Annotated in this window: 4 protein-coding genes and 1 pseudogene; 1 reads left to right on the top strand and 4 read right to left on the bottom strand. The window is 35.4% G+C overall.

Annotated elements, in window-relative coordinates:
- Window positions 1-286: 286 nt before the first annotated feature.
- The 3 genes and pseudogenes from BM278_RS17870 to BM278_RS17860 form a co-directional block, all read right to left on the bottom strand.
- Window positions 287-1492, bottom strand: a pseudogene (locus BM278_RS17870) (heavy metal translocating P-type ATPase); the annotation flags it as partial.
- 18 nt (window positions 1493-1510) lie between these two features.
- Entirely contained in the window at window positions 1511-1834 is a 324-nt protein-coding gene (locus BM278_RS17865) for an ArsR/SmtB family transcription factor (RefSeq protein ID WP_089097009.1), read from the bottom strand.
- A 90-nt stretch (window positions 1835-1924) separates the two neighbouring features.
- Window positions 1925-2665, bottom strand: a complete 741-nt coding sequence (locus tag BM278_RS17860; RefSeq protein ID WP_167359684.1) for a ZIP family metal transporter — start codon at window positions 2663-2665, stop codon at window positions 1925-1927.
- 332 nt (window positions 2666-2997) lie between these two features.
- Here BM278_RS17860 and BM278_RS17855 point away from each other — a divergent pair, with 332 nt between their 5' ends.
- Complete coding sequence (locus BM278_RS17855; protein ID WP_090952408.1) at window positions 2998-3489, top strand: PCYCGC motif-containing (lipo)protein; 492 nt, start codon at window positions 2998-3000, stop codon at window positions 3487-3489.
- Window positions 3490-3924: 435 nt separating this feature from the next.
- Here the strand turns inward: BM278_RS17855 and BM278_RS17850 are convergent, their stop codons facing one another.
- Window positions 3925-5208 carry a cell wall-binding repeat-containing protein gene (locus BM278_RS17850; protein ID WP_208601840.1) on the bottom strand — a complete coding sequence of 428 codons (1284 nt, stop codon included), beginning with the start codon at window positions 5206-5208 and terminating at the stop codon, window positions 3925-3927.
- Between the last annotated feature and the right edge of the window lie 288 nt (window positions 5209-5496).

The raw sequence follows: 5496 nt of genomic DNA, 5'->3' as shown, positions 1-5496 counted from the left end.
ATGTCCGAATATTGGCAGTGGCGGAAAACGAAAGAGCAAGAAGCTCGATCGGTGAATCAGGAAGTTTCGGAGATGAAAAGAGTAGGGTAACCCCTTCGCTGTGTCAAGGAGAACGTGGAATACCTCGGAAGCGAGGATATGCCGCGAAAGCTCCTTGACACGCCTGTTCCTTGACAACATGATCGTTTGTCCGGGAAGGCGACCGGCAGGGAGACTTGCCGGACTTGCCTACCATACGTCAAGTCATCAGGTCCATGTTGTCTATCAAAGGGGAATTTACACAATAATTAGGACTTGACCTTGTAAGAGTTCCCGTTTTATCGAAGGCAATCGTATTAATTTTTCCTAACTGCTCAAGAAACACTCCCCCTTTCACAAGAATCCCGTTACGAGCATTTCTTGTAATCCCAGAAACAATTGCAATCGGTGAAGATAAAATTAGCGCACACGGACACCCGACAATTAAAACGGCTAAACCTTGATAAAACCATTTGTTCCACTCGGCACCAAAAAATAGTGGAGGTATCACCATAACTAAAACGGCAACAATCATGATTAGAGGAGTATAATATTTGGCAAAACGATTGATAAACAATTCTGTTGGCGTTTTTGTTTCCTGTGCTTCCTCGACTAAGTGTAAAATTTTGGCTAATGATGAATCCTCATATGATTTTGTAATCTCAATTTTCAAAATCCCTTCGTTATTAATACTTCCGCCAAATACCGTTTCTCCGCTTTCCTTTTCAACAGGTAATGACTCCCCCGTAATGGCGGCCTCATTCACGGAGCTTTTACCTTCCATAACTACTCCATCCGAAGGAATTTTTTCTCCGGGTTTTACTAAAACAATATCTCCTACTTGAAGGGACTCAATAGGAACCACTTTCTCTATGCCATCCTTCAATACTGTCGCTTGCTTTGGAGCCACTTCCAACAATTTTTCCATCGACTTTCTGGCCTTTTCCATTCCAATGCCTTCAAGATATTCATTTAATCCAAAAAGAATGGCAACAACCGTTGCTTCCTTCCACTCTCCTATGGAGATGGCCCCAATTAATGCCACGGTCATCAACGTATCAATGTTGAATTTCAGTTTAACTAAGTTTTTTAAACCTTTCAAAAACGTCTGATATCCACTAATAACCATGGCAATTAAGTACAAACCGATCACCAGAAAACTGTTTGTCTGCTTCTCAAGGAAAAACGCTATGAAATATAAAGCAGTCGAAACAATAAGTAAAAACTTTAAATTGACTCCTTGATGATGTGAATGCTCATGTTCGTGATGATGAGCTTGAGTTTTTTCAATAAATGCTCCGTCTTCGGATAAAATTTTTTCGACTTGTTTTAAATCAACTTTTTCATCAATTTTTAGTTTTCCTGTATTATAATTTAGTGTTGCTGATTCCCCATGTTCTAAACTCCGAATTTTCTTCTCGATTTCGGCGGCGCAATGAGCACATGACAAACCTTTTATTCGATATTCCTCCATGATAAAATCCCTGCCTTTTTAATGATGTCTCGCGTGATCAATTGTTTGTTTCAGGATGTTCATGACATGTTTATCGTCATGAGAATAATACAGCGTCGTTCCTGCGCGTCGGTATTTAACAAGGCGCAAGTTTTTTAGAAAACGCAATTGATGTGACACAGCTGATTGTCCTAACGACAATTTTTCAGCAATTTCGTTCACTGAATGCTCCTTTTGCGATAGTAAATATAAGATTCTAATTCTCGTCGGGTCACTTAATGCTTTAAACGTTTGTGAAACAATAAATAAGGTTTCCTCATCTAAATCCTTATCAACAGATTGTGTGTATTTAGATTCTTCCATAAAATATTCCTCCTATATTTAATATATGAACATATTCTCATATATTCTACAAAAAAAGTATCATAATATTCTATACACTGTCAAACAATATTAATGAATACGTAATAAAAACGTATAGATAAACAATAAACCAAGTAATACATACAGCCCAAACTCATGAAATTTCATTTTTCTTTTGGCTTTCCATAAGATTTCATGGAACGTTACGAATGATAAAGTGCCAATTGCTCCTCCGAACAAGAGAGTATTGAGTTTGTAAGAATTGTCTCCAATTAGAAATCCGATAAAAATGCTTGCGCCAAGAACAACAGCCAAAAAAACAGCACTAATTACAAACAATACGGATGGGGATTCTACAAATGCCATTGACCCCATTAAAGCCATTCCTTCAGGAATATGATGTAGAATCAATGCGGCTAACAGTGGAGAAAGAGAAAATGCATCGGTTTTCATTGTGGTCCCTAACGCCAAACCAGTTGGCAAGTTATGAATGCCAATTGCAACAAGCAAAAGTACAAAAGAACGTATATACTCTAGGCTTCCATTGGCCACATTTAAATTTTTATGTAATAATTTCTCAGCTATACTCATCGATAAAATACCTGCTAATATCCCTAAGACAATTCCCATCCAGCTATTCTGAGTAAAACTTTCTGGAAGCAATTCGAATAGAATCAATCCGAGCAACAGACCGCCGCAGAAAACGAAAGTCCGCTCTATTTTCATTCCTAAAATAAAACGGAATAAAAAGCTGAAAATCCCCCCCAAGGTAATTCCTAAAAACATAAAAATAGTAATGATGGGAACCATTAATATTTCTCTTTCTCCCATGATGTCACCATCCATTTTGTCCATAATTCATTTTTATCTATCCTATGCATGAATGAAACAAAACATGTCTTATCAACATAAAAACACACTTTTCTTTCTGTCTTTCCGCAATAAAATGATTCGAGGTTATAACGGAAAAATTAGATCGATTTTTTACATTAATATTTTCATTTCTTCCGTCTATCTAATATCTCATATTCCGTTTAACCAACTATGTATTGTGTTGTTTCAAACTAAAAAGCATTTCACTGTTTTAAGAAAACGTGTATAATAAAGGTGTGTCTTTTATGAATATATGTTCATTTATTAATCTAGTGTCAGGAGGATGTAAAATGGTAAATTACAAAAAATTTTTCCCTATTACATTATTAAGTGCGCTCTTAATTGTGGGTTGCTCTAATTCGCTACAAGAATCAGGAAACAACAAAAAAGAACATCAACAAACAGAAAGCAGAGATATTGTAGAAGAAACAAAAAGTGTCGAGGTTCTACCAAGTTTCTTGAACGATAAACCGAAGGAAATGAAAAACTTATACGCTAGCGTAGCGAAAAACAGAGAATTGCTTGAAAATATTCCGTGTTATTGCGGCTGCGGTAAATCTTCTGGTCATAAAAATAATTATGACTGCTTTGTATATAAAAATCATAAAGACGGAGCAATTGTGTGGGACGATCATGCTACAAAATGTGGAGTTTGCCTAGAAATTGCGGCCACTTCCATTCAAGATTATAAAGCAGGAAAATCAATAAAAGAGATTCGAAAAAAAATTGATGAAGCATATAAAAATGGGTATGCCGAACCGACTCCAACGCCAAACCTGTAATATCTTAATAACGTTGAAGTTTTAAAAGTCCCTGTACTGACTCTTAGATGGAGTACTCTTCAAACTTGTAAGAGTACTCCTAATCTTTTTTATAAAAAACAGCAAGCATGAATCGATAATAAGCAAAAGGAGTTAATTTTATTTTTTTGACATTAGACGCAAGAAAAATTTAATGGAAAGCATACGCTTCAACACCCGCAAAAATAAAATGAGGGCATAGACGATCTGATTCACTCCTTTTGAATAATGCCTCTTGCAACATACCAAGAACTCTTTACAAAAAATATAACAGATTTTTAATGAAAGATATTTTTACTTAAAAATACTCGAATCAATAAAGTTATATGGGATGGGAGAAAAAATTTAGTTTGAACCCACAAAAAACCGTACAGATGCATTTCTGTACGGTTATAAAAAATTTATCTAATTTTTTTCTTAATGACTGCCATGCCCCTCTCCACTCTCTGGAACAATTTCAAGCTTTTCATCAATAACCCCTTGTGTTTGATACGAAATTAGTTTTTCTGTTCCGGATAAATAAGCATGATTATACGGTCCTACAGTTGGATCGTTTTCAAACGTTGGTTTTAAGGTAGCCATAAGCTCATAAACTTCTGGGGTAAGTTCGCCATTCTCCAGCCAAATAAGTGGCGCATGTTTTCCCAAATGTGAAAAAGGCACTGCTGCTAATGCCATTTCAGGAGATTTGGTCGAAACAAATGATAAACCGTGTCCCGGATTGTTTAATCCCCAACCAAATCCTGTTTTCTTATCTTTAAAAGTCGCAAATGCAACAGACTGTTGAGTTGGAGTATCTCCTGAAATTCGTGTAACCTTTCCAAATTCTTTTAACTTCTCTTCGACTTCCTTTGATATTATGGACTGAGGACCTAAAATGTAGATATTCGCTTTTCCTTTTCTTTTTTTCAATGCTTCTTCTGTTTGTTTCGGAATTTTATTTTGACTAACGTATAAAATCGGTTCTTCCATATGAGCAATCCAATTGGCCGCAGGAATCGTATAAAGTTTTGCTTTTTCCTCAAAAGAACCAATGATGACACTCTCTGGTAGTTTACCTGCTACTTCAGCATACAATTGATCAATTTTTTGTGCTAATGCTGCATAATCGGTTTCATTAATTTGTTGAACTTTATAACGTTTTAGTTTATCCAACTCTTGTTTCGGCAAGTTACCGATAACAAAAATTTGTGTACCGTCTTTAATCCCAAGTGGATTTAAACGTTGAATTTCATTCAACACTTGATTTGGAATTGTATTGTTTTTTGTAAATAAAATAGGTCCGTTATTTGGATGATGAATAAGATCAGCTGCAGCCAATGTTGCTTGCCAATTTTCAAGGGGAGCTAGGATAATCCCATTTGGTTGATTTTCTTTATGAGTAGCCGGCCATACCGTTTGTGATACTAATACCGAAAGTTCAACTGGATCATCAGTATTTAATCGAGTAACGTTTTTTGTTGACAATGTAAGAAGATTTTTACTCGCTTCTTCATTATATACACTCGGTTCTTGAACAACTATAGCTGTGTTTTCCTTGTCATTGCTTGCTCCATTCGATTGACTACTTCTATGCTGACTATGCTCCATTGATTGCTCTGCTTTTTTTGAGTCATTTCCATTTTGTGCGCTACAACCTGCCGCAATAATAGTAGACGCAAAAAGTGCAATTAACATTTTGAGAATTTTTTTTGTGTTCATCTATCCATATTACCCTCCTTGATTTCTATTATGTTCAGTGATTAAACTGTTAAAAAATACTTGTTTAAAGACTCTTAAGCTTTTTTCAACATACCGTATATTTCTACTTTTTTTATATTATCTTGAATTTGTGCAGAATTTATGGATTTTATTTAATTGACTTAATCAATGCTCAAATGCCATGTAAAAAGGAGAAAAAGAAAATGAATAACAAATGGAATCGGATTATTTATAAATGTTGGGCTCCTTTTTATGATTTATTTTTTAATAGAGGTGTGTTTTATTCAG

It is taken from the genome of Parageobacillus thermantarcticus (assembly GCF_900111865.1).
Lineage (GTDB): Bacteria > Bacillota > Bacilli > Bacillales > Anoxybacillaceae > Parageobacillus > Parageobacillus thermantarcticus.
This window is presented reverse-complemented; position numbering and strand designations above follow the sequence as displayed.

Coding starts and splice junctions, on each gene's coding strand:
- BM278_RS17855 (WP_090952408.1), top strand. CDS start 2,998: ATGGTAAATTACAAAAAATTTTTCCCTATTACATTATTAAGTGCGCTC.
- BM278_RS17860 (WP_167359684.1), bottom strand. CDS start 2,665: ATGGGAGAAAGAGAAATATTAATGGTTCCCATCATTACTATTTTTATG.
- BM278_RS17850 (WP_208601840.1), bottom strand. CDS start 5,208: ATGAACACAAAAAAAATTCTCAAAATGTTAATTGCACTTTTTGCGTCT.
- BM278_RS17865 (WP_089097009.1), bottom strand. CDS start 1,834: ATGGAAGAATCTAAATACACACAATCTGTTGATAAGGATTTAGATGAG.